Source organism: Vibrio gallicus (assembly GCF_024346875.1).
Taxonomy (GTDB): domain Bacteria; phylum Pseudomonadota; class Gammaproteobacteria; order Enterobacterales; family Vibrionaceae; genus Vibrio; species Vibrio gallicus.
The window spans coordinates 1945162-1970992 of record NZ_AP024871.1; the positions used below are offsets into that span (position 1 = coordinate 1945162).

Sequence of the window (25831 nt, forward strand, 5' to 3'; positions counted from 1 at the left end):
AGGCTGCATTACGCAGCCTTTTTTCTTTTATAGATACTCTACCTGGTCGATTTCAAAGTCTTTCACACCACCAGGGGTGGTGATAGTTACTTCATCGCCTTCCATTTTGCCGATAAGACCACGAGCAATTGGAGAGCTTACTGAGATACGACCTAATTTAATATCAGCTTCATCATCGCCAACAATTTGATACTTAAACTGTTCTTCAGTATCCACATCAATCAGGGTTACCGTTGTACCAAAAATAACCTTTCCAGAGTTATCCATCTTGGTTACGTCGATTACCTGAGACACGGATAGCTTGTATTCGATGTCTCGAATTTGCGCTTCGCAGATACCTTGCTCTTCACGAGCTGCATGATATTCAGCGTTCTCTTTAAGGTCACCGAGTTCACGAGCCTCTGCAATTGCAGCTGAAATTTGTGGACGCAGCTTCAACAGACGCTCAAGTTCTACTTTTAGTTGCTGTTCGCCACGAACAGTCATAGGTACTTTTTGCATATTAACCTCTATGTCCAAACAAAAATAGGACAACAAAAAAACCTATTAAGTAAATAGCTCAATAGGTATAAATCAATTGGATTACATGGATTGTACCCAAAAAGGCGTCATTTTTCATCTAAATTAACACCCACCTCTTAAGTGAACTTCGTGAGCAACATCACATTCAACCAATTGATTATAAGTGCGTTTTTTGACCGTTTTTATAAAAAACAACAAACTAGTTGCTATTCATATAATTTTATATACCACGTTAACTCACTGTTTTAATTGCATATGCACCCTAACTCATAGGGTGGTATTTAAAAAGTTCCCTAGCTTTATATCATTTTACTTCCTGAGAGGTTCTAAATTGAGTCAAAATTCCTTCCAGAGCAATTCTTATCAAGCAATAAAAAACCACAGATAACAATAACTTAGTGGGAGCTAGATAACAGGGGTTGTCTCAAAAAAGTTTGGGCTATCACTATGCCTATTATGGACAATACTTTTAGGATTTAGAAATGAACAAGAAAATTATTGCGCTAGCCGTTACTGCGGCTGCATTTGGAACACAGACACATGCTGTTGAACTATACAATGACAACGGTTCTACTTTCTCAATCGGTGGACACGTATCTGTAAGCGCTAAAGGCAACTCGGGTGATGTATATAACTCAGACAGCAAGGCATTCGAGAGCGGCGGCACCGATATCATTGCTAACTCTCCTCGTATCAACTTCAATGCCACTCAAGACCTAGGCAATGGCTTTACGGCTGATGCTAAGGGTGAGTGGTCTCTAAACTACCTTGATGGTGGTGCAAACTCATTCACTACCCGTCTTGGTTACATTGGCGTGACTCACGAAACATTTGGTCGCGCTGTAGCGGGCACCCAATGGTCTCCGTACTATGACGTTGCGGGTATCGCTGATATGCCAATCGCATTTGCGAACGACTTCCTGTACGACAACCACGGTGCCCTAGGTACGGGTCGTGCGGAAAATATGGTTTCTTACCGTAATGACATCCAATTAGGTGACAACCTATCTATCTTCGGTGGCCTAGGTTGGCAAGACAATGCGACGAGTGGTTTTGACTCTCGTGGTCAAGTGGCAGTGGGTGCAAACTTTGCTGACTTCATGGTAGGTTACTCATACAACGCAGGTGATCGTACTAACGGTGTAATCGGAACCAAAGAAGCAACCTCTCACGCACTTTCTGCGAAGTATGGTTCTTACGGTAACGGCCTTTACGTAGCTGCTGTTTATACTATGAATGAGTACATGCACGGCACGTCAAACTACAACACCAATGCGGTACTCGCTAATGACATCGCTCTTAAAGATTCTGACGGTATCGAATTTATTGCAGCATACGCATTTGCAAACAGCCTAAACCTATCTATCAACTATGAATCTGTTGAAAGTAGCGACAAGGTAGCAGACGGCACGGTATACAGCCAAATGGCTTTCCAAGCTGAGTACAACATTACTCCTAAGTTCGTTACCTTTGCAGGTTACCAGGTTGACCTAGGTTCTGATCTGTACGAAAAAGAGAATGACATGTGGAACATGGGTGTTCGTTACTACCTATAATGGTATAGCCAATACCGCTTAATAGCGAAACACCTGCCAATAGGCAGGTGTTTGTTTAATAAGCTACCCTTGGTTAAGCACCAATTACACCTCCATCTTTACGTGTAATGGCAATAACAGACGAACGAGGGATACTATCCCCACCTTGAGGAAAATGAGAATCAGCCAGTTTCTCACCTGGGTGTTGAACCCCCACAAACATGGTTTTATTGTCTTGTGAGAATGTTAACCCTGTAATTTCACTCGCTACTGGTCCCGTTAGAAAGCGACGAATTTCACCAGTACTAGGATCACTGCACAGCATTTGATTGTTCCCCATTCCCGCAAATTCACCTTGGTTTTTATAGTTGCCATCGGTTTGAATCCAAAGGCGACCAAAACGGTCAAAATCGATTCCATCAGGGCTATTAAACATATTATCTTTATTGATGTTATCACTGCCAGCCATTAAACCTGACTCGTGAACCTCTGGGTTCCCAGCTAACACATATATATCCCATTCAAACGTGCTTGCGGTATGTTTACCATTATCGGGTCTCCAGCGAATGATATGTCCATAAGGATTTTTTGGTCGCGGATTTGCAGCATTGAGCCCTTGAGATTCTTTAACTCCACGGTGCTTATTATTAGTTAATGTGGCAAAAACGGAATTATCATGTGGGTGCACAGCAACCCATTCCGGACGGTCCATGGTTGTTGCACCGAGCTGAGTAGCAGCAAGACGCGCAAAGATCATTACAGAGGCAGCATCTGGAAAACCATTTTCTGGAGTAAGACCATTTTTACCCCAAGTCATTTCCAGCCATTCACCTCTCCCAGTTTGTTCGCCTTCGGTACCGGTGAATTTCGCTACATAAAGTGTTCCTTGCTCAAGTAAGTCTAGGTTTGTACTCGAATTCGGAACGTATTTGTTTTTAGAAATGAACTTATAGAGATGCTCTCCGCGCTCATCATCGCCCATATATACGACTACATGGCCAGATTCATCAAGGGTTAAGGCGGCATTTTCATGCTTAAATCGACCGAGTGCGCTCCGTTTTTTCGGTACTGAGTTGGGATTCATTGGGTCGATTTCTACAACCCACCCCATGCGATTTGATTCGTTGGGGTGTTTCGCCATATCAAAGCGTTCATCGTGTTTAAACCAATCATAACCCCAATCTTGTTTTTTAAGGCCATAACGAGCATAGCTATCACCAAGCTCAGCATTAGATGAAGAGCCAAAGTATCCATTGAAGTTTTCTTCACAGGTTAAATATGTCCCCCACGGAGTTTGTCCATTGGCACAGTTATTCATGGTGCCAAGGATTTTAGTTCCAGATGGGTCGCTAGCCGTTTTAAGAAGAGCATGCCCTCGAGCAGGACCTGTCATTTCCATTTCTGTGTAAGCGGTGATGCGGCGATTGACTGCTCCTTTGGGATTAACTATCCACTTGCCATTTTTGTTGATCAGTTCAACAACTGACACACCATGAGCCGCCTGCGCTTTACGTACATCATCAGCAGAAATATTTTCACCTTGATGGGCGTATAAATACTCTTTATTCACATATTCATTATTTACAGCCAGCACAGCTCGATCATTTGAAATAGGGAAAAATGTCATCCCATCGTTGTTATCGCCGAACTGCTTCTCTTGAGCCGTAGAGTCGTTTGACTGACTAAACTCAGGTGCACCATCAATAACAGGGTCACCCCACGAGATAAGGACATCAGCATTATAACCCGCAGGCACCACAACCGTATCCGCTGTCGAGGCTGGAATAGCATCGAAGCCCATGATATCGGTTTTACTGGCCATAGAGCCTGCAACAGCCTGACTAATTGGACTAGCAGCAAAGAAAGCAACGCTACTTGCAGCCCCCGTATTTTTAAGAAAACTTCTGCGTGACATAGCCGCTTCGATAAATCGATTAAATTCAGGTTCCTGCTGTAAAGGACGCTGATCATCATCATGGTCGAACTGTTTCATGCTTACTTCCCTTCGGTGTTTATGTTCGCCTTTAAAAGGCTGCGAGTTATGCCGACACCATAGAAGCTGGTTATTGCACTAATATTGCAGCGAAATAACACAAATATGACCAATAATCTTATTATTACTAAGCATGCAGTGAGCAATAAAAACCGTTGACGAAACACCTGCCAATAGGCCACTGTTTTTGTTTATACTGACAACACTTTAATCGGCCAATAGGACGCATATGCGCCGCCTCTTCATTCTAGCTGTCGGAATATTCTCATACCAAACCGCTATGGCATCCATTGCCCCCTACTCTCAGCTACCTCAAGGCAGTAGTGTCGGTATTATTGTTAGGGATAATAACAGCGAACTTGAATCACATAATCCTAACCAATTGATGCCTCCTGCCAGTACCCTAAAACTGGTTACCGCCCTTGCATCTAAGCTGTATTGGCCTCGCGGTGATTTTCGCTTTGATACCCAACTATTAAAGCAGCAACAAAATTATGTGGTGCGCTTTACTGGAGATCCGAGCCTGCTTCGCTCGGATCTCAAAACGCTATTAAGCCCCCTAAAAGGTAAAATCATTAATGGTGACTTATTGCTCGATGACTCGATATTTGATGGCTATACACGAGGCGTAGGTTGGCCATGGGATGTACTCGGTGTATGTTATGCCGCGCCAGTTAGCGCGATATCTATCGAGGGGAATTGTGTACAAGCCTCAATTACCACTAACGCCAATGGCAGTACTCGCGTATATGTTCCCTCTTTTCAACCAATTGGGGTGCAAAGTAGCGTAGTCAGCGTTACCAAGCAGCAGCAACAACAGAGCTTTTGTGATCTTGAATTAAATACCTTCCCTGATAACCACTACAGATTAAGTGGTTGTCTTCAGCCACGAAGCAAGCCCTTACCCTTGAAGTTTGCATTGCAGTCCTCTGAGCTGTATGTCGCGGCGGTTATTAAACAGATATTTACTGACTGGGGCACCACAATAACTGGCCATATTCAGCGCGGAAAGACGAACCAACACGCCAAGCTTATTACCCAACACCACTCAGCCAGCATAGACGAGTTACTACAAATCATGCTTCGAGATTCAAACAATCTATATGCTGATTCCATAACCAAAAGATTAGGACATGAGGTATTTGGTGTGAGTGGTAGCTTTGCCAGTGGTACTGCTGCCCTCAAGAAGCTACTGCATGACAAAGCGAATATAGACCTGAGTTTAGCGGTATTAAATGATGGTTCGGGCTTATCTCGAAACAACCGAATTCAGCCGAAAACCATGATGCAGATACTGCAATATCTACAAACCCACGATCATCAGCTTGGGATCTTATCTATGCTGCCAGTGGCTGGAGAAACTGGCACCCTAAAACATAGACCAAGCATGCGCAAAGACCCAATAAAAGGCCATATCCTTGCCAAAAGTGGATCTCTTTTTGGTACCCACAACATCGTTGGTTATACACTGGATGATAAAGGGAATATTAAGGGAAGCTTTGTCGAGTATGTATCAAACTATCACCCCAAGAAAGGCAGTGATATTCCACCGGCAATTACGGTATTTGAACAGAACTTCTATCGCAATTTACTAAACAAATAGCAGGCCAAAGGCCTGCTATCATCACGCGATACCAAGGAAGTGGTTTACCACGCTGAAATATATCCACATTCCAGAGATATCGACGATAGACGCCAATACCGGGCTGACCAATACCGCAGGATCAAGCTTAAATGCACGCGCAATTATCGGTAAGACCCCTCCCAACGTGGTTGAGATAGTCACCTGTATAAAAAGTGCTATAGCAACGGCAAGAGCAATGGTATTAAGATCATAACCCCCGGTTGTACTGCCATCGCTAAACAGCAGTATTCGCCCAACGATCACTAACGCAATCACAAAGCCAATACACAGCGCAACTCGGCTTTCTTTCCATAATACCGATAGCCATTGGCGCTTTTTCAGCTCACCGGTGGCTAAGGCGCGAATAACCAAGGTTGCCGCCTGAGTACCGGTATTGCCACCAGCGGCAGCAATAACTGGCATATAAATAGCCAACAGAACCAGTTGGCTCAGTGTATCTTCATAACTGGCGATAATCAGTCCAGAAACGATCCCCATCAAGGCTAACCCTATAATCCAGCCTATTCTCTGCTGTACATGAGCTAATACGCTAGTCGAGAGATAGCCTTTATGTGGCTCAGCCTCTGAACGAATAAAACCAAGTTGATGCGCAAAGTGGCGTGCGCGGACATCATCTCCACACAACTCCAGTTCACTTATCATCTTTTGCACATAAGCCACAGAGCACTGATTAAGTATGCCTACGGCTTCTTCGATTGGCATTTTTTGAAGCAGTGCCAACTGCTGACTTGTATCATATTGCAAGAATGCACTGGTTGCCGCACATATCTCCTCACGAGAAAATGAATTCAAGTCGTGAGCAATTGTAGTGTTCATTACCGTCATGGCGAATCTCCCGATCAGCGGTACAAAAGCACGGTAACGACCATCAAAATAAAACACATAGCACCCCAGCGAATAGGCTGAGATCGGCTTTATTTACAGCTAGATTTACAGGAGAAAAACAGAAGAGAAATAGAAAATGAATTCCCTACCACTGAGGGCAGAGACAGATAACAGTCACACCGACAGGGTTATTTTTCTCCCCTTCTACTAGGAGGATGGTCGGTAGTGTTCATAGTTATCTCCAAAGGTTACTGGATTAGCCCAGCGGGCGTAATATAGCAAAATGTTATCAGCCAATAAATACAAAATGGGCACCCATAGGCGCCCATTAATAACTACTTACACTTTATATTCCTATGGCTGAGGGTTACTCAACTCAAGTAGGATTATTTTAGTGTAATACGTGCAAACTTACGCTTGCCTACCTGGAATACGAAAGTGCCCGCTTGAGGAACAAACTTGCTATCGGTTAGTTTTTCACCATCGATCTTAGCAGCACCTTGTTTCACCATGCGCATCGCTTCAGATGAAGAAGAACACAATTCAGCTTCTTTTAACAGATTGCTTACTGGACGTCCTACCTCAAATTCAAACTCAGGCATTTCATCTGGAATCGCGCCTTTCTGGAAACGATTGATGAACTCTTGCTCTGCCGCATCCGCATCAGCTTCTGAGTGGAAGCGTGCAATGATTTCTTTTGCCAGTAGGATCTTCACATCGCGAGGATTAGCACCGTTAGCAACATCAGCCTTAAACTGTGCGATTTCTTCTAGAGGACGGAATGACAGCAACTCATAGTAGCTCCACATTAGGTCATCAGAGATCGACATGATCTTACCAAACATCTCAGTAGGTACATCGCTCACACCAATATAGTTATGAGCAGACTTAGACATCTTCTTCTCACCATCAAGACCAACCAATAACGGCATAGTCAAAACAGCTTGTGGTTTTTGACCGTGTGCCTTTTGCAGTTCGCGTCCCATAAGTAGGTTGAACTTTTGGTCCGTACCACCTAATTCAACATCGGTTTCCATTGCAACAGAATCATAACCTTGAAGAAGTGGGTACATAAATTCATGGATAGCGATAGGCTGACCATTGCTATAGCGTTTCTTAAAGTCATCACGCTCTAGCATACGCGCTACAGTTTGGTTAGCCGCTAGACGAAGCATACCTTCTGCGCCTAGTTCACCTAACCACTCAGAGTTAAAGGCGATCTTGGTCTTCTTAGGATCTAGGATCTTAAAAACCTGCTCTTTATAGGTTTCGGCATTACGCAGTACATCTTCACGAGTCAGTGGCGGACGTGTCGTGTTTTTGCCTGTAGGGTCACCAACCATACCGGTGAAATCACCAATAAGGAACGTTACGTCATGACCTAGGTCTTGGAAGGTACGTAATTTATTTAGAATTACCGTATGACCAAGGTGGATATCAGGCGCCGTTGGATCAGCACCCAATTTAATACGTAGAGGGCGTCCCTCTTTAAGTTTTTCAATCAATTCACTTTCAGGAATTAATTCATCCGTACCACGTTTAATCTCAGCCAGTGCGGTTTCGAAACTCGCCATGTCGTGCTCCCACAAAATCAGGAAAAAATAATATCGTGACAGTGTACTTGAATAGCGAATAGATTTGAAAGCCGTTAGACTAATCAAATATGAATTTTAACTGTTTATTTAACGAATCGGGCTATGCTAACCATTTTTAAACGTTTACCCCTTTTGCACCGAGCGTTAATTTGCCTATTTGCTGCGCTTATTATTATGGCGTTATTTTTTCTCCCTGACCCAGCGCAGCTGAGTCAGCATAGGAGTAATTACCAGGTAGGCAAACTATATTCGCTCCCTATTGATGAGTCGCTACTTAACCGTAGCGAGGTAACCACTTTGCCACGCGTCACCCGCTGGGAAAATATTGTCGTACGTCCAGGAGAAAGTGCTGCGGTTCTTTTTAAGCGTATTGGTCAATCAAGTGGCTTACTGCATCGGCTTATCCATAGTGACCCGCAGATAAATAAGCAATTATCACTACTAAGGCCGAATGATGAGCTTTTTTTTGGATTCAATAAACAAGATCAGCTAATTCAAATCAGACGCCAACTCAGTACCTTTGAAACCTTTGTGGTCAATAAGACTACAGATGGTTTTCGTGCTGAGATTGAACAAAAACAGGTAAATGTGCAATTCAATTACACTGAAGCTACGATCACCTCTAGCTTCTGGAATGCCGCTATTGATGCCAACCTAACCCCAAATCAGATAATGAGTGTGGCTGGGATATTTGGCTGGGATATTGATTTTGCCCTTGATATCCGCCCACAAGACAGCTTCAAGTTATTGTACGAAGAAAAGATTGTTGAGGGTGAGATTGTTGATCAAGGTCGGATACTGGCCGCTCAATTTTCCAACCAAGGGCAAACCTTTAAAGCCATACTCGATGAAGAGAGTGGTAACTACTATGACGAGCAAGGGAGAGCGATGAAAAAGGCATTCTTGCGCTCACCAGTAGATTTTCGTCGCGTCACCTCAAACTTCAATCCAAATCGTCGCCATCCAGTAACCGGCAAAGTTACCGCTCACCGTGGTACAGATTATGCGGCGCCAGTAGGAACACCCATCTATTCAGCAGGAGATGGGGTGGTCTTGAAGTCAGGTTACAACCAGTTCAATGGTAATTATGTATTTATCAAACACAGCAATACCTATATCACCAAGTACCTGCATCTACAAAAGCGCCGCGTAAAAGGCGGACAACGAGTAAAACAGGGCGAGACCATCGGTACCTTAGGTGGCACAGGGCGTGTTACTGGGCCACACCTTCACTATGAGTTCTTGGTTAATGGGGTACACAAGAACCCACGCACCGTTAAGCTACCGCAATCTAAGTCATTAACTGGAAGTAAAAAGCAGCAGTTCCTTAGCCTTGCCCAGCAGCGCCTCACTGAATTGGAGCGCTATCGTACTCTGCTAACTGCACATGTTGATTAGAAAAGTGTTGCGCAAGCAGCTGTAATTACATCGCTTCTCTATTACTTCACCTTAGGCTTACTCTCTCGTCCGAACATAAGCAGACAGGGAGTAAGCACTAACGTAAGTACAGTTGCAAAGGCAAGCCCACCGGCAATTGCACTGGCAAGTTGCGTCCACCATTGCGTGCTTGGCGCGCCAACCTCAATCTTCTGGTTAATCAGGTCTACATTGGTTTGTAACACCATAGGCATCAAGCCTAAAATGGTGGTTATTGAGGTTAACATTACCGGTCGTAGACGCTGTACTCCAGTACGCAAGATAGCATCTTCCTTAGATAATCCGCGCTTTCGCAACTGGTTAAAGGTATCAATTAGTACAATATTGTTGTTAACCACTATCCCAGCCAGAGCAATAACGCCAATGCCCGACATGATAATCCCAAACGGTTTTTGCATTATCAGTAGCCCTGCAAAGACCCCTACCGTTGAAAACAACACTGCACTTAAGATCAATAACGCTTGGTAAAAACTATTAAACTGAGTTATCAAGATCAACGCCATTACCGCAAGCGCCGCCATAAATGCAGATTGTAAGAAAGCAGAAGAATTTTGTTGTTCTTCGTTTTGCCCTTTAATACGAAACTCAACGCCGTTAGCAAGAGGCAAATCATCGAGGGCTGCCTGAATATCAGGTAGCTGTTGTGCGAGGTTATATCCCTCGGCCATATCTGCAACAACATTAACAATACGCTTACCGTCTAAGCGATGAATAGTGTCTTGCTTTGGTTCGGGCTTGATGGTGGCAAAGTTAGTAATAGGCACTAAACCTGCGTGGGTTTTGACCCGTAATTCATCGAAGCGCCCAATATCTCTTTTATGATCGGGAAAGCGCACTAGAATATCCACCTGATCATCAGTGTCATCGGGAAGATAATCCCCCACAACAAGACCATTGGTCACAAACTGCACTGTGTTACCAACCAAGCTAGCGTCGGCGCCAAAACGCGCCGCATCTGCTCGATTCACATCTATAGTCCAATCAATCCCCGCTTTACTTGAGTTGTCACTGATATTGGTTAGAGCTGGATTACTATCTGCCCACAGACGAACTTGTTTCGCAGCGGCATCAATCAATGTAGGATCCCTAGAAGTCACCTCAATCACCAGATCATTTTCCACAGGAGGGCCTGCATCTGGGAATTTAAATTCGATCTCGACGCCAGCAAATTGGTCGGTATTGACTCTAAGCTGTTCAATTATCTCTTTAACTGGGCGCCTATTTTGCCAATCTACAGGGGTTATCTGAATCGAACCTATTTCGTCAGTGCCTCCTGTTTTGGTGTACACACTATCTAACTCTGGGTGACCAAGGATGACACTCTCAATTTGGCGCATGATCTGATCTTTCTCTTGTATTGAAAGATCCCCATGTGAACGAGCCTTAACCGTAAAGAAAGGCGGATCAACCTCAGGGAAGAATTCAGCCCCTAGACCGGCCTTGTTATAAGCAAAGCCAACCGCAACCGCCATCAATATCGCCGTCGACAATACCTTGAGTGGATGCTTAATTGCGATAGATAAAGTGCGATAATAAAGCCAAGTAAATCCGGTGGTCTGTGAAAAGTCCCCTTGTTGGATCTGCTGCGCTCTACGCTGCTTAACTTGGGTCATATACTGCGGCTTGCCCACTAAACTACCAAGCACAGGCACAAATATCAGCGCCATGACCAATGAAGCACTCAGGGTCGCAATGAGAGTCAGTGGCAAATACTTCATAAATTCGCCAGTGGTATCTGGCCAAAATAGAAGGGGTGCAAATGCGGCTAACGTCGTCGCTGTTGAGGCGGTAATTGGCCAAGCCATACGCTTAGCTGCTTCTTGATAGGCTTGTTTGCGAGGGATCCCTTGCTGCATTTTTCGATCTGCAAACTCAGTCACTACGATGGCGCCATCCACCAGCATTCCGACTGCCATAATTAAGGAGAACAATACGACAATATTGACGGTCAACCCAAATACGGATAGCACTAATAAGCCAGTAAGAAATGAACCCGGGATCGATATTCCTACCAGTAGTGCGGTGCGAACCCCAAGGATTGCGATAATCACAATAACAACCAAGATAATTGCAGATAGCACATTGTTTTGCAGATCAGTAAGCATCATATCGACGTCTTTAGAGCCGTCATAGGTGTACTTTACCAATAAGTTACTCGGCCACTGCGGCAATTGTTGTGCTTGCTCGATAACCGCTTTAACCAAGTGCACCGATTCAATAATATTTTCACCAGCACGCTTTTTAACATCGAGGACAACTGCATCTTCGCCGTCTAACCTTGCAAAGCTCTCAGGGTCTCTATATGAACGACGGATCGTTGCCACATCGCCAAAGGTGATCACCTGCTTGCCATCCACTTTAACGGGCAGATCCATAACATCTTGTAGGGTGGAAAATACCGAGGGAACCTTAACTGAAAAACGCCCATACCCCGTATCGACAAAGCCGGCTGCCACCACACGATTGCTGGCCGCTATCAGGTTATAGATATCGCCTTGATTTAGCCCATAGCTCTCGGTTAACAGGGGATCAACGATAACCTCAACAATATCTTCTCGGTCACCAGCAATATCGACTTCGAGTATTTGCTTAAAGCTCTCTAGCCTATCTTGCAGCTGTCGACCTATCTGCACTATGGTGCGCTCTGGCACCGTACCATAAAGGGCAATTGACAATACTGGCTCTTCACTTGCCAGCGTTACCTCATTAACGATGGGATCATCACTGTCTGCGGGCAGGCGTGACTTGGCAAGATCAACCGCTTCTCTGACATCGGTCATCGCTTTATTAAGGTCTGAACCCGCCACAAACTCTAGCGTTACTGAGCCATGGCCTTCTGAGGCTGTAGAGGTCATTTTTTTAACCCCTTCAATAGACCGCAACTCTTGCTCTATGGGGCGAACCAGCAGACGCTCGGCATCTAAAGGAGAGATACCTTGGTGTCCAATAGAAACATATATGATTGGGATCGTAATATCGGGGCTAGATTCCTTAGGTATCGTTAGATAGGTAGCTGCCCCAGCAATTAGCAACATAACTAACAGAGTTAAAATGGTGCGTGAACGTAAAAGTGCCGCATCAATAAGCGCAAACATAAGCCTTATCCCCTACTGATGCACGGCGATAACGCGATCACCATCTCGAACAAACCCTTGACCTGTGGTAACGATCTCAACCTTGTCACCTAAGCCTGAAAGCCATACCCCATCTTGCTGCGCCTTAACTATCTGTATCGGCACAAAGCGAATCATATCGCCTTCAACTAAGGTTTTAACTCCAAGGTTACCAGCCTCATCTAAGGCGAGCATTGCGGGAGTGACCTTAACCGCCATTCTGGTATCGAGCTCTAGCTCAACCTCCGCGCTTACCCCTGATGGAAGCTGTTGTTCAGGATTTGCTATCTCAATCTCGATAGGAAAGGTATTGGTTGCAATAGATGAGTTTCGCGAAACATAGCGTAGAGTGCCAACAATAACCTCTCCGCCTAGCAGTTGAATATTGGCGGGTTGCCCTTTTTTCACCCTCTGTATATGACGCTCACTCAGGTCTACTTCAATAACAAGTTTATCGAGATCAATAAGGTGTGCTACCTGATCGCCACGCGCAACATAATCACCGACCTCAACGTACAACTGATCGATAACCCCCGCAAACGGAGCACGAATAACACTGTTTTTAAGCGCCAGATTGACATTGGCAACCCCAGCTTTAGCGTTGGCTAATTGTGCCTCTGAATTGGCAAAAGCGACTTCATTTTGCAGGCCTCGCTTTTTCAAAGAGCTCGCGGCATCAAACTCTTTTTGCCTAACCTTTAATAAAGACTTAGCACGCGTTAACTGAATCGCGAGATCCCCCTTGTCGACATTGGCAATAACCTGTCCACGCTCGACCGTCTCGCCTTTTTTAACCCGTACTCGCTCGATTCGACCGTCGAGTTCTGCACTCAGTTCAACGTCTCGATTGGGAGCTGTGCGGCCATATAGATCAATCTTTCGTGCCACGGGTTTTGCCTCAAAAGAAGAAACAACAACACGCGCTAAAGGAACCGGGGTTTTATTGGTGGAGGAGGCATTACTTGAGGAGGGTTGATCAGCTTGTAGAGATCCAGCCAAAAGCCAAGCACAGATAGCAACAGCAATGACTAAAGAAATAATCCATGGGCGCTGTGAAAACACGCGCCCTATATTTGAAGGTGTCATATAAATCCCTTTAGTAATAGTCGATATCCTTTCAACTATTACGACCAATCAATTTCGATTAGTCAGTATAATGCACTTACCTTCATATATCTGAGTATAGGATCACACGCTAAATGATGCACCGCAGCCACAAGTAGTGGTCGCATTTGGGTTATCAATAAAGAATCGAGCCCCAGATAGGCCCTCAGTGTAATCTACCGTGCCACCGATAAGGTATTGCAAAGACATAGGGTCAACCACAAGAGTCACCTCATCTTTAACTATGATAGCGTCACCATCATTAACTTTTTCGTCAAAAGTGAAACCGTATTGGAAGCCACTGCAACCACCACCAGTAATATAAACACGCAGTTTTAGATCTGGATTTTCTTCTTCGGTAATTAATACTTTAACGCGCGCCGCAGCTGCGTCTGAAAAATTCAAAGGTACATCTAGTTCACTCACAGGAACTCTCCTAAAAAACGATGGTGCCACTAGGGTTACAAACCCAGATTATGCAGTGATTATGTAATACCTGAGCAAAGTGTTCAAGTATTCAAAATTTCAAAGCGAATTCAACACGTAATTTGCGCCTTATCTCGCCTTGCTCTCCCAGTTATGTGTACAATAGCGCCACTTTTCGAAATCAAGGATTCTAAGAATGAGCAAATCAGAGGCACTCTATCAACAAGCTCAAACCGTTATCCCTGGCGGTGTGAACTCTCCAGTTCGGGCCTTTAATGGGGTTGGTGGCTCTCCACTATTTATTGAGAAAGCTGATGGCTGTCGTATTTTCGATGCCGATGGCAAAGACTATATTGATTATGTCGGCTCTTGGGGGCCTATGATTCTTGGTCACAATAACCCAGCTATTCGTGATGCAGTGGTTGAAGCCGCTCAGCGCGGCCTTAGCTTTGGTGCTCCGACCGAGCTAGAAATCAAAATGGCGCAACTGGTATCTAGTATCGTTCCATCCATGGAACAGGTGCGCATGGTAAGCTCTGGTACAGAAGCGACCATGAGCGCAATTCGATTGGCTCGTGGTTATACCAATCGTGACAAGATCATCAAATTTGAAGGCTGCTATCACGGCCATGCTGACAGCTTACTAGTTAAAGCTGGCTCTGGCGCCTTAACCCTTGGTCAACCAAGTTCACCAGGTGTTCCGGCTGATTTTGCTAAGCATACCCTTACCGCAACCTTCAATGACATCGATTCTGTTATCTCTTTGTTTGAGGCAAATCCAGAACAAGTTGCATGTATCATCGTTGAGCCTGTGGCTGGTAACATGAACTGCATTCCACCCGTTGATAACTTCCTACAGAAGCTGCGTAGCGTATGTGATAAATACAATGCGCTGCTTATTCTTGATGAAGTAATGACTGGGTTCCGTGTCGCACAAGGCTGTGCTCAAGCCTACTATGACGTGAAACCAGACCTAACCACATTAGGCAAAGTAATTGGTGGTGGTATGCCAGTTGGTGCCTTTGGTGGACGCAAAGAAGTCATGCAATATATCGCACCAACTGGACCGGTGTACCAAGCCGGTACTCTATCTGGTAACCCGATAGCTATGGCAGCAGGCTTCGCTTGCTTAACCGAACTGACTCAACCGGGTAACGAACAGCGCCTTGCTCAAATCACGAAGACACTGGCTGATGGTTTTAAATCGGCTGCCGACAAACAAGGTATTCCACTGGTTGTGAACCAAGTAGGTGGTATGTTCGGTTTCTTCTTCACCGATAAAAGTGAAGTGACCAGCTATCAGGACGTGACCGAGTGTGATGTTGAACGCTTTAAGGCTTTCTTCCACCTTATGCTAGAAGAAGGCATTTACTTAGCACCTTCTGCATTTGAAGCAAGCTTTACCTCTTTGGCTCACAGCGAAGCAGATATCAATGCAACCCTTGCTGCAGCCGAGCGTTGTTTTGCTAAATTAAAATAAACTTTTAACTGCACAGGGAGCACATCCCTGTGCTTTTTTTGCACTAGGGTATATGATGATAAATACTCTAATGTGAAACTGAAGACACACAAGTGCCTGATAAAATAAAACTAAATTCAAGCCAATGGCTATTAATTGCCGCACTCATATTTTCGGCTTACGCCTGTTATACCCTGATCACCCCTTACATTAACTCAATAGTGATGGCATTTATCATTTCGCTGTTGATGTTTCCGATCCATCATAAGCTTGAACAAAAGATGCCTAGCATGCGTAATACCTGTGCACTGCTCTCTTGCATCATTTTGACCTTTATCGTTGTCATTCCCCTATTACTCGTATTTACTGCGATCGTTCAGCAAGGTTCTAGCTTTTCGCAAGATGTGTATCAATGGGTCTCTGGCGGTGGAATCCAAGAGCTATTTTCACAACCTTGGATTGTGAAAGGTCTAAAATTTATAAATACCTACCTCCCCTTTGATACATTAGAGCCTAGTGAGATAGGGCAAAAAATTGCAGAACTTGCGTCTAGTTTTGGCACTCACTTAGTCGCTATCAGTGCCACAGTGATTGGTAATGCGACGACCTTCTTACTTAATTTTGGCTTGATGCTGTTTGTGTTGTTTTTCTTGTTGCGAGATCGCGACCATATTATCTCAGCAATGCGCCATATCCTGCCATTGTCTCGCTCTCAAGAAGATCGCCTACTAGATGAAATAGAGCAGGTATCAAAATCTGCGGTTATGGGCTCTTTCTTAACCGCCATTGCTCAAGGTCTTGCGGGTGGTATCGCAATGTGGCTAGCGGGCTTCCCTGGCTTATTCTGGGGAACTATGATGGGCTTCGCCTCCTTTATTCCAGTCATAGGCACAGCGCTTATTTGGGTTCCGGCCTGTTTATATCTACTGATTAGTGGTGAAACGGGTTGGGCTATATTCTTATTAGTGTGGTGCGTGACTATCGTAGGCTCTATTGATAACATCCTGCGCCCACTACTCATGCAAGGCAGTGCAGGGATGAGCACCTTAATGATCTTCTTTTCTCTGCTTGGCGGTTTGCATGTGTTCGGCTTAATTGGTTTAATCTACGGCCCGTTAATCTTTGCCATCACTTTGGTGCTGTTCAATATGTACGAAGAAGAATTTAAAGACTTTCTCGACAGTCAGGATCAAAGATAAATACGAGTTAAAAATATGAGTGTTTACACACCTCCAAGCCAAATAGCCCAACGCCAGATGGAATACTTTTCAGGAAAGCGGATAGTTATCGCCGGTGAAGCAGAGGATCTATTCCCTAAGCAGTTGCTTGAGGTTGCCGAATCTGTGACTGTCTTTACTACTCACTTTGGTTACCATCAGCAGATGCAAAGTCAGGGTATCAATAGTCAATTTGGTGTGGAATATGACAACCAAGACAACTGCGATATGGTGTTACTCTATTGGCCAAAAGCGAAGAGTGAGGCGCAATATCTGCTCAATATGCTATTTAGCAAGTTGGGAAGTGACACCGAGATAGCTGTGATTGGTGAGAACCGCTCCGGGATAAAAAGCATCGAAAAGATGTTTACTCCTCTAGGTACAATCAAGAAATATGATTCAGCTCGTCGCTGCTCTTTCTACTGGGGTATATGCCAGCAGCAACCACCAGCATTTAATCTTGATGATTACTTTAAGTCATACCCTGTCACTCTAGGCAATCACAAGCTTGATGTTATCAGTATGCCGGGTGTATTTAGCCATGGCGAATTTGACCTTGGTTCTAAGCTGTTGCTAGACAGCCTTCCTAAGCTATCAGGCAAGGTTTTAGACTTTGGTTGTGGAGCTGGCATAATCGGCACAGCAATGAAACTGGCCAATCCTAAGATTGAAATAGAGATGTGTGATATTAGTGCTTTTGCCCTAGAGTCTAGCCGCCGCACCTTAACCGCAAACGGTATACAAGGTCGTGTTTTTGCCAGCGATGTCTATTCACATACTAGTGATAACTACCGCTTTATCGTCAGTAACCCCCCGTTCCACTCAGGATTAGATACCAGCTACAGCGCAACTGAAACCTTGTTAGCCAAAGCCCCAACCAAGCTAACAGCGCGTGGCGAACTAATTATTGTGGCAAATAGTTTCTTAAAATACCCACCTATTATCGAACAGGCTTTCAACAACTGCGAAACCATCAATAAAACTAATAAATTTGTTATTTATCACGCAACTAAATAACATTACTCGTATGTTTCAAAAGTGTGTTTAGCGACACGCTTTTTTAACATATGGCTTTGTATAACGCAGTAACAAGGGTAAATTGCAAGGCACCTTAGGCTTATTATGTCTTGCTTTCATGGCTCAAAACTCAACAACTCCCAAATTCAAAAGTATCAAAAGCAACCTAATGGCAATATTCTTGATTGTCAGCTTAACCCCTATGCTGATAGTCGGATATTTCTTTCTACGTGCCCATAGCTTAGATCTCACCGAACAAAGCACGCAATATCTCATTGCTGCTAGAAATGGTGCCAGTCAAAAGGTTTCAACCTACTTCAATAACCTCGATGCTGAGGTGGTGGGCTTTGTACACTCCGAGTTAGCCTATTCCAGTGGTGGGCGCTTCTATGGCCTGATTGATGGCTTTCGCCGCTTAGGCAAAACCATTGAACAGTCTAGAGAAATTGGTCAGAAACGTTATGTTCCAGGTACTAGCGCAGTATTGAGCCAACCAACAGTGCGCAACTCAGCTAACTTTGTGGGTGTTGAGCGATATCGACTGATCCATGACCGATACCACAGCACCTATCTAGATCTTTTACAACGCTCAGATTTTGACGATATTTTATTGGTCGACCTAGATGGTAACGTCGCCTATTCAACGCTAAAAAACGACTATTTTGCGACAAATCTAGACTCAGGTCGTTATCAAAGCAGTCAACTAGGTAAGCTATTCGATAGCCTCAAGGCAAGCATGTCGAATAAACAGAAAGACTTGCTCAAATACAACGACTTAGTACTAATGAGCGACTTTAGCCGAGCAACAGGTACCGATATAAAACAAAGGGTTGTGTGGTTTGCTTCACCTATTATCCAGCAAGGCCATCTGCACAGCTACGCCTTTATGCGCCTACCTATCGAGCGTTTAAAAAGTATTATCACCGACGATTCAGCAAATAATGTCAGTATTTTATTGCTCGACCAATATCAAAATCTGCTCTCTGGAAATCCAGAACATGTAGAAGAGATCTCAGCCCTACAACAGCACAAATCTTCTGTAGATATCACTCAATACACCGACGACAATAATGCCATCATGATGGCCTCTTTTTCCCCATTAGAGATCCACGGCATGCTGTGGTCTATTTTTTCACAATCTCCTGAAGAGCTAGCTTTTGCTCGGGTTTCTAACCTACAGAAACTATTTATCGGCATCATTATTGTGGCCTTGATACTGGTTTTTATTACCTCGCACTACCTCGCCAATCTCATTACTCGACCTTTACTCAAGCTCACTTGGGCCGCCGAGCGTATCTCAGCAGGTGACCTGGCAGAAGAAGTAGAAGGGGCTCAAAGAAAGGATGAGATTGGTCGATTGGCGGTAAGCTTTGCGCGTATGCAGCGCTCAGTACGAGAGAAAATTGCGCTTATCGAACATCAAAACCAAGAGCTTGAGTATAATCTGCAGACCATAGCCAAGCAGAACCAAGACCTGCAAAGTGCAGATAAACTTAAAGATGAGTTTCTCGCCACCACCTCTCATGAACTGCGTACTCCACTGCATGGCATGATAGGTGTAGCACAAACCTTATTGTCTGGAGCGCATGGCAATGTCCCAAGTGCACAGTGTTTTCAGCTGGAAATTATTATAAACAGTGGCAACCGCCTATCGAACCTAGTTGATGACTTGTTGGACTACCATAAGATGCGCTATGGCGACCTAAAATTGGAGCACCATGCGGTGTCGGTAGCAAGCTCTGCGCAATTGGTGGTTGAGCTTTCTAATCACTTAATCGTCAATAAACCGGTGAGACTCCTGAACCATATTGACCCGCGCCTACCTATGGTCAGCGCGGATCCACAAAGATTGGAACAGGTTTTATACAACCTTATTGGCAACGCAATAAAGTTTACTAATGAAGGTAAGGTGGTACTCAATGCTACCCAGGAAGCGGAACAACTGGTTATTGAGGTCATTGATACTGGCCGAGGTATTCCGGAACAGGATCTAGCAACAATTTTCGAGCCATTAATGCAAAGTCAGTCTGCTCGCTATCAACACGGCACTGGGTTAGGTTTGTCGATAAGTAAGCACTTGATTGAATTAATGGATGGCACGCTATCGGTCAGCAGTCAGCCACTATTAGGGACAACGTTTAGGCTCACCTTGCCCTTAGCTAATGAAGGTCAACTACGTGACCAAACAGAGACCGAGCACTTTAAGATTGTCAGTAATGAGATGCTTAACCTTACCCAAGAGCCTATAGCTTTGCCAGAAAACCCCGACGGCAAGCTGATACTGATTGCCGATGATGAACCGGTTAATTTACGCATACTGGAAAGCTTCCTACGTTTAGAAGGATACCGTGTCGCGTGTGCTAGTGATGGGCAGCAAGCCCTAAATATGGTTGAACAACAAAAGCCAGCGATGTTGTTGCTCGATATTATGATGCCTGAGGTTACCGGCTATGAAGTATGCCAAAGGTTGCGTCAAAACTACTCGCGCTATGAACTGCCGATCGTGATGCTCACCGCGCTTAATCAAACGGAAGATAAGATAAAGGGCTTTGAAGTTGGGGCTAATGATTACCTTGTAAAGCCGTTCAACAAACATGAGTTGTCCGCTCGAATTAAGGTTCATATTGATGCTAGCCTCTCCCTGAAACGTAAGCAGCAAAACCTAGTACTAAGCGAAGAGCTATCTCAACTTGAGCAGACCGAAGCCATATTATTAGATACTCAATCCAAGCTACTTGAGCAACTAGAAAACACCCCAGAAGCGATAATATGCATCAACCAAAAGCATAAAATCAGCTACGCTAACCACACTGCTACACAGCTATTCAAGCGTTCAATTGAGCAACTACGACGTTCAAGTATCGAAGAGTTTATCGCGCCTAAATACCTCACATTCGATCAGCCACACCGTAGCATGGATATAGATATTTTCATTCAAGAACAGAAGCACATCGTACCCAGCGACATTTTCACTCTCCCGTTAGAGACCGGAATGCGCGGCATGTTTATCTTCAACAATGACCCGCATAATGTGAAGCAGCATATTTCTAATCTAGAAATTGCACTAGATGCTATGTCTCAATATGCCTTTGCCGGAGACCACTCCCAATTAGAGACCATTCGTGAATTAGGCGGCGATTTTTCTCAATTAGTCACTAAGGTTGAAGGTGAAAAAAGTGGCAAGCAGCAAGCACTGCGCCAGCTAATAGTAGAGTGTATGAATCAGGCAATTGAATACTGGGAGACCCATGATGGGCAAACTAAATTCACCTTTGCTGAGCAAAGTGGCTTATGGCGAGTCTACCTCGATAGAAGTACACTGCAAACGCGCACTTTAGATAAGTACCTAAGACCTGAGACTCTGCCTAAAACCCCCCGTTGGCGAACTGTGCTTAGCTCTATGGACTATATCCTTGTGCATACAGACAAAGATGACGCACTAAGAGCTCAACTCATCTCATTAAGAGACCAATTACAGCACCTCGTAATCCAAAACTAGCCAATCCTCTCCACAAGCCCCACGTTATTTTTAATTGGGGCTTGGTTATTAACACTTCCCTTACTTATCCAACACTGCTTTTTTTACACCTCAAACAAAGGCTATGAAAAGCGCTAAATAGCGCTGTAGATTTCGCACTCACTCGCTATAATCGGCTTTATTTGGGCGCAAAACTTCACTTTTAATCATTAATGCGAGTGCTATCACAACATTCAAAGTCACTTAATTTTAACTCACAAATAAAGAGCCTGAATACTCATACCTCACATCACACATACTAATAAAAACATACAACCAATTGCTATTAAACAACCCAAAAGAAAGTAAGCACTAACAAACAATCAACACTGCAAAGTAAAGCAAGGGTTAAACACTGTTTACCTACTGTCATTTAGAGATAGGTTTTAACGATATTAACGTACATTGCGGCCATTTTGACGTTTTTAACGAGCACGCAAATTGACGATTTTTACAGAAAGCATAACTTTACTCTTAACCAAAGGATTTGAGCCCAACTCTCCCCCTACATCGAGAGCACCAAACTGATGGAATATGGATAACGGCTCAACATGAATTGGTGGCATTACACAATAATTCAGCAAACGAAACAAAGGACATACCATGCTTGCTACTATTAAAAAGACAGCGATTGCTACCGCGTTAATCGCGACGACAGCAACGGCTGTTTCTGCTCCAGCAGAAGCTCGTTCAGAACTGACCATAGTCCCAGATTTTTACCCAACAATGGTTCGCAACTTCAACCCGTATCTTGCGACAAATCTACGTACTACCACTGAGTTCATCTATGAGCCTTTGGTTGTTTTCAATGAAATGCACGGCAACAAGCCAGTAATGCGTTTGGCTGAAAACTTCAAGATGGCTGACGACTTAATGAGTGTCACCTTTGACATTCGTAAAGGGGTAAAATGGTCTGACGGCCAAGCTTTTACCGCAGATGATGTTGTCTACTCATTTAATCTAGTAAAAAGCAAAACCTCTTTAGACCAAACTGGTATTAATAAATGGGTTGCTAAGGTTGAGAAGTTAAATGACCATCAGGTTCGATTTGTATTAACCGAAGGCAACTCTAACGTACCTTACGAGATTGCGAAGGTACCAGTTGTCGCAAAACACATCTGGTCTAAAGTAGAAGATCCAACTTCATATACTAATGAAAACCCAGTTGGTACAGGCCCGTTTACTGAGATTGACACCTTTACTCCTCAGCTTTATATCCAATGTGCTAACCCAAATTACTGGGATGCATCAAATCTTGATGTCGACTGCTTGCGCGTTCCTCAAATCGCGAACAACGACCAATTACTAAGCAAGATTGTTAACTCTGAACTGGATTGGACCTCATCATTCATTCCTGATATTGAGCGTACTTACAAATCAGTTAACCCAAATCATGGCTACTGGTATCCAGCAGCTGGTACACAAGCGCTGATGGTTAACTTTAAAAACCCTGATGCAGCAAAGCATGAAGCCTTAACTAACGTTGACTTCCGTCGCGCAATGAGTATGGCTATCGACCGTGAAACCATCATCGATATCGCATTCTATGGCGCGGGCACTGTGAATGACTTTGGTTCAGGTCTAGGTTACGCATTTGAAGCTTGGTCTGATGAAGGCGTACACAACAAGTACAAAAACTTCAACTCGTATGATGCTGATGGCGCAAAAGCGCTACTTGAAAAGATTGGCTTCAAAGACACCAACGGTGATGGCTTCGTAGAAACCCCTTCAGGCAAGAAGTTTGAGCTGTTAATTCAATCACCAAACGGCTGGACTGACTTCAACAATACCGTTCAACTTGCTGTTGAGCAGTTAAACGAAGTTGGCATCAAGGCTCGTGCACGTACTCCTGAGTTTGCGGTATACAACCAAGCAATGCTTGAGGGTACTTATGACTTAGCTTATACCAACTACTTCCACGGCGCTGACCCGCACCTATATTGGAACAGTGCGTATAACTCAGCACTACAAGAAGGCAGCGGTATGCCGCGTTTTGCAATGCACTTCTACAAAAACGCAGACCTAGACAACCTGCTAAACAGCTTCTACAAAACAGCTGATAAGAAAGAGCAAATGCAGATTGCACATAACATCCAACGCATTATTGCAACGGATCAGGTAACTATCCCAGTGATGTCTGGTGCAAGTACTTATCAATATAACACCACTCGCTTCACGGGTTGGTGGAATGAAGATAATGCGAAAGGCCGTCCAAACATTTGGGCTGGTATCCCAGAGCGTCTTCTACACGTTCTTGACCTAAAACCAGTTAAGTAATTAGCTCCGAGAGTAGCGGCGCAATAGCGCCGCTTTTTCTCCTAACAAACCCTGTTGTATTACGCTGCCCAAGTAGTTGCTACAGATTTCACAAAGCTGTATCCGGAATCACGGATGATTAGGTGTATGTATGGGATATTTTCTTAGACGTTTATCGTTTTATTGCTTGGCGCTACTTGTAGCTGCCACGATCAACTTTATAATTCCGCGCGCAATGCCGGGCGACCCAGTCACAATGATGTTCGCGCATGCGACAGCACAGGTAACCCCTGAGCGAATCGAAGCAATGAGACAATTGCTTGGTTTTGTAGACGGCCCATTATGGGTTCAATATTTTACTTATCTAAAGAGCATTCTTAGCTGGGAGCTAGGAACCTCAATTAAATTCTACCCGCTGAGTGTTAATGAATTACTTGGTGGAGCTTTTGGCTGGTCTCTATTTCTAGCAGGGACTGCAGTTATTCTTTCATTTTCCATCGGCTCTATTCTAGGCATCTTTGCCGCATGGAAACGCGGTAGCAAGTACGATACCTTCATCACTCCCGGTATGCTTATCGTACAAGCTGTACCACAAGTGGTTATTGCAATGTTGGCGATGTTTATCTTTGCCATAGGGCTGAAATGGTTTCCAACCGGTTATGCGTATACACCTGGAACAACTCCAGACTGGACCTCATGGGCCTTTATAAAAAATGTCGCTTATCACGCATTCCTACCCCTTGTTTGTGCTTCTCTTGTGCAAATTGGTGGCTTCCTGGTCAACATGCGTAACAACATGATTAACCTGCTTGCCGAAGACTACATCACAATGGCAAAAGGCAAAGGCTTGAGCGAAAACCGTGTGGTATTTAACTACGCTGCTCGTAACGCACTATTGCCAAGTGTTACCGCTCTATCTATGTCACTTGGTATGGCTATCGGTGGACAGTTAATCATCGAAATCATCTTTAACTACCCAGGTTTAGGTACGGTTCTATTTAATGCTATTACTGCACGTGACTATCAGGTTTTGCAGGGACAACTGCTGATTATGACTCTATTTATGCTGTTCTTTAACCTGTTGGCCGACATGCTCTATGTTGTATTGGACCCTCGCCTACGTAAGGGAGGCAAATAATCATGAAAGACATCTTTAAACTAATTCGCGGTAATACCGTTGCCATGATTGGTGTTTCAATCCTGAGTATCTTTTTGTTTATTGCGATTTTTGCACCACTTATTACCTCGCACGCTCCCGATAAGCGTACCGGTAAGCCCCATGAGTATCCGGCACCTATCGTGAAGATGGCTCAAGCTAATCCTGACGGATGGGTAGCAGAGAATATTGCCAACCATCCCCGTACCCTACATATGTCTAAAGATGCAGAGCATACTCTAGGCACAACCCGTATGGGACGTGATGTTTGGGCACAAGTTGCCTATGGTGCTCGCGTATCACTAGCGGTGGGTTTTGGTGCAGGTCTAACTGTATGCTTCTTGGCTACCGTAATCGGAGTTTCTGCTGGCTACTTTGGTGGTAAAGTCGATGAATTTCTAACCGCTGCCATGAATATCATGCTGGTTATACCCCAGTACCCATTACTATTTGTGGTTGCCGCATTTATCGGGGAGGCAGGTCCGCTAACCATAGCCTTGATAATAGGTATTACCTCCTGGGCTTGGGGTGCAAGGGTGGTTCGAGCTCAAACCCTCGCTCTGCGTGAAAAGGAATTTGTAAAAGCCGCCGAGGTACTTGGTGAGTCACCGTTTCGCATTATCTTTGTCGAGATCCTACCCAACCTTATCTCCATTGTAGGTGCAAGCTTTATCGGTTCGGTAATGTACGCCATCATGATGGAAGCAACCATTTCCTTCCTTGGAATGGGTGACCCGAACACTATTAGCTGGGGCATCATGTTGTATAACGTACAGACCTCCTCTTCGATGCTAATCGGTGCATGGTGGGAACTACTTGCTCCATGTCTGGCACTGACACTATTAGTGACAGGCTTAGCGCTACTTAACTTTGCTGTGGATGAGATTGCAAACCCACAACTGCGCTCACATAAAGGTATGCGTCGTTGGAAGAAAATGGCTAAGCAAGACGAGAAGATTCGTAAAGAGCAGCTGGAAACACCCCCAAGTCACCCTATAATGCGCGGAGAATAAA

At 44.4% G+C, this 25831-nt stretch carries 18 protein-coding genes; 10 read left to right on the top strand and 8 right to left on the bottom strand.

From position 1 onward, the window contains the following. Positions 1-27: 27 nt before the first annotated feature. Entirely contained in the window at positions 28-501 is a 474-nt protein-coding gene (gene greA, locus OCU28_RS09040) for a transcription elongation factor GreA (protein WP_261815880.1), read from the bottom strand. Between the two features lie 503 nt (positions 502-1004). Between greA and OCU28_RS09045 the strand changes: the two genes are divergently transcribed. Next, positions 1005-2078, top strand: coding sequence for a porin (locus OCU28_RS09045; RefSeq protein WP_261815881.1), 1074 nt, complete (start codon positions 1005-1007; stop codon positions 2076-2078). Positions 2079-2151: 73 nt separating this feature from the next. Here OCU28_RS09045 and OCU28_RS09050 read toward each other — a convergent pair whose 3' ends face one another. Further along, positions 2152-4050 carry a PhoX family protein gene (locus tag OCU28_RS09050; protein WP_261815882.1) on the bottom strand — a complete coding sequence of 633 codons (1899 nt, stop codon included), beginning with the start codon at positions 4048-4050 and terminating at the stop codon, positions 2152-2154. A 229-nt stretch (positions 4051-4279) separates the two neighbouring features. On the opposite strand from OCU28_RS09050, the gene dacB reads away from it, so the two are divergent. Further along, the gene (dacB, locus tag OCU28_RS09055; RefSeq protein ID WP_261815883.1) at positions 4280-5653 is read left to right on the top strand and encodes a D-alanyl-D-alanine carboxypeptidase/D-alanyl-D-alanine endopeptidase; all 1374 of its coding nucleotides are present in this window, start codon (positions 4280-4282) and stop codon (positions 5651-5653) included. 21 nt (positions 5654-5674) lie between these two features. Here dacB and OCU28_RS09060 read toward each other — a convergent pair whose 3' ends face one another. Next, positions 5675-6520: a magnesium transporter gene (locus OCU28_RS09060; protein WP_261815884.1), complete on the bottom strand. Its 846-nt coding sequence runs from the start codon at positions 6518-6520 to the stop codon at positions 5675-5677. A gap of 386 nt (positions 6521-6906) precedes the next feature. After that, positions 6907-8094, bottom strand: a complete 1188-nt coding sequence (gene tyrS, locus OCU28_RS09065) for a tyrosine--tRNA ligase (RefSeq protein ID WP_261815885.1) — start codon at positions 8092-8094, stop codon at positions 6907-6909. Positions 8095-8217: 123 nt separating this feature from the next. On the opposite strand from tyrS, the gene OCU28_RS09070 reads away from it, so the two are divergent. Continuing rightward, positions 8218-9513 carry a peptidoglycan DD-metalloendopeptidase family protein gene (locus tag OCU28_RS09070; protein ID WP_261815886.1) on the top strand — a complete coding sequence of 432 codons (1296 nt, stop codon included), beginning with the start codon at positions 8218-8220 and terminating at the stop codon, positions 9511-9513. A gap of 41 nt (positions 9514-9554) precedes the next feature. Here the strand turns inward: OCU28_RS09070 and OCU28_RS09075 are convergent, their stop codons facing one another. From OCU28_RS09075 to erpA, 3 genes are all read right to left on the bottom strand, one after another. Then, the gene (locus OCU28_RS09075) at positions 9555-12647 is read right to left on the bottom strand and encodes an efflux RND transporter permease subunit (RefSeq protein WP_261815887.1); all 3093 of its coding nucleotides are present in this window, start codon (positions 12645-12647) and stop codon (positions 9555-9557) included. Positions 12648-12659: 12 nt separating this feature from the next. Next, positions 12660-13751, bottom strand: coding sequence for an efflux RND transporter periplasmic adaptor subunit (locus tag OCU28_RS09080; RefSeq protein WP_261815888.1), 1092 nt, complete (start codon positions 13749-13751; stop codon positions 12660-12662). A 102-nt stretch (positions 13752-13853) separates the two neighbouring features. Beyond that, a complete protein-coding gene (gene erpA, locus OCU28_RS09085; RefSeq protein WP_261815889.1) occupies positions 13854-14195 on the bottom strand; it encodes an iron-sulfur cluster insertion protein ErpA in 342 nt (113 codons plus the stop codon). 196 nt (positions 14196-14391) lie between these two features. On the opposite strand from erpA, the gene hemL reads away from it, so the two are divergent. The 4 genes from hemL to OCU28_RS09105 all read left to right on the top strand — a co-directional run bounded on the left by hemL (position 14392) and on the right by OCU28_RS09105 (position 21387). After that, on the top strand, positions 14392-15675 hold the full coding sequence (gene hemL / locus OCU28_RS09090) for a glutamate-1-semialdehyde 2,1-aminomutase (protein ID WP_261815890.1): 1284 nt from the start codon (positions 14392-14394) through the stop codon (positions 15673-15675). A gap of 92 nt (positions 15676-15767) precedes the next feature. Next, positions 15768-16853: an AI-2E family transporter gene (locus OCU28_RS09095; RefSeq protein ID WP_261815891.1), complete on the top strand. Its 1086-nt coding sequence runs from the start codon at positions 15768-15770 to the stop codon at positions 16851-16853. 15 nt (positions 16854-16868) lie between these two features. Continuing rightward, positions 16869-17888 carry a 16S rRNA (guanine(1207)-N(2))-methyltransferase RsmC gene (gene rsmC, locus OCU28_RS09100; protein ID WP_261815892.1) on the top strand — a complete coding sequence of 340 codons (1020 nt, stop codon included), beginning with the start codon at positions 16869-16871 and terminating at the stop codon, positions 17886-17888. 118 nt (positions 17889-18006) lie between these two features. Beyond that, entirely contained in the window at positions 18007-21387 is a 3381-nt protein-coding gene (locus OCU28_RS09105) for a response regulator (protein ID WP_261815893.1), read from the top strand. 443 nt (positions 21388-21830) lie between these two features. On the opposite strand, the gene OCU28_RS09110 is transcribed toward OCU28_RS09105, so the two are convergent. Further along, positions 21831-21971 (bottom strand): hypothetical protein, encoded by a 141-nt coding sequence (locus tag OCU28_RS09110; RefSeq protein ID WP_261815894.1) that lies wholly within the window; start codon positions 21969-21971, stop codon positions 21831-21833. Positions 21972-22008: 37 nt separating this feature from the next. On the opposite strand from OCU28_RS09110, the gene OCU28_RS09115 reads away from it, so the two are divergent. The 3 genes from OCU28_RS09115 (at position 22009) to OCU28_RS09125 (ending at position 25830) form a co-directional block, all read left to right on the top strand. Next, complete coding sequence (locus OCU28_RS09115) at positions 22009-23682, top strand: ABC transporter substrate-binding protein (protein WP_261815895.1); 1674 nt, start codon at positions 22009-22011, stop codon at positions 23680-23682. Between the two features lie 130 nt (positions 23683-23812). Next, positions 23813-24799 carry an ABC transporter permease gene (locus OCU28_RS09120; RefSeq protein WP_261815896.1) on the top strand — a complete coding sequence of 329 codons (987 nt, stop codon included), beginning with the start codon at positions 23813-23815 and terminating at the stop codon, positions 24797-24799. 2 nt (positions 24800-24801) lie between these two features. Continuing rightward, complete coding sequence (locus tag OCU28_RS09125; protein ID WP_261815897.1) at positions 24802-25830, top strand: ABC transporter permease; 1029 nt, start codon at positions 24802-24804, stop codon at positions 25828-25830. Position 25831: the final 1 nt, after the last annotated feature.